At 50.7% G+C, this 566-nt stretch carries 1 protein-coding gene; it reads right to left on the bottom strand.

Features of this window, described 5'->3' with window-relative positions; genetic code table 11:
- Position 1: 1 nt before the first annotated feature.
- The gene (locus ACTD9P_RS29670; protein ID WP_353803033.1) at positions 2 to 166 is read right to left on the bottom strand and encodes a Rop family plasmid primer RNA-binding protein; all 165 of its coding nucleotides are present in this window, start codon (positions 164 to 166) and stop codon (positions 2 to 4) included.
- Positions 167 to 566 lie beyond the last annotated feature (400 nt).

Here is a 566-nt window from a genome sequence, read left to right as displayed (position 1 = left end):
GTTATACCCCGGTGCCACTTTCCGCTTCAAAGCGTGTCTGTATGCTGTTCTGGAGTTCTTCCGCGATTTCGTGCAGCTTCTCACACATGGCGGCCTGTTCGTCGGCATCGAGTGCGTCCAGCTTTTCGAGCAGCGTCAGGCTCTGGCTTTTTATGAATCCCGCCATGTTGAGTACGGTTTGCTGCTGCTTGTTCATCTTTCTGTTTTCTCCGTTCTGTCTGTCATCTGCGTTGTGTGATTATATCGCGTACCACTTTTCGACTGTTTTACCGCCGGTATTCTGCCGTCTGACGCATTGACGGGTATTTCTGCCTGACAATACTGTCACTGCCAAAAAAACTGCCGTGCCTTTGTCGGTAATTCGAACTTGCTGACAGGACAGGATGTGTAATTGTTATACCGCGCATACATGCACGCTATTACAATTACCCTGGTCAGGGCTTCGCCCCGACACCCCGTGTCAGATACGGAGCCATGTTTTATGACAAAACGAAGTGGAAGTAATACGCGCAGGCGGGCTATCAGTCGCCCTGTTCGTCTGACGGCAGAAGAAGACCAGGAAATCA

The organism is Pseudomonas onubensis, from assembly GCF_965653655.1.
In the GTDB taxonomy this organism is placed as follows: domain Bacteria; phylum Pseudomonadota; class Gammaproteobacteria; order Pseudomonadales; family Pseudomonadaceae; genus Aquipseudomonas.
Note: the sequence above shows the minus strand (reverse complement) of the source record. Positions and strands in the feature narration are given on the sequence as shown.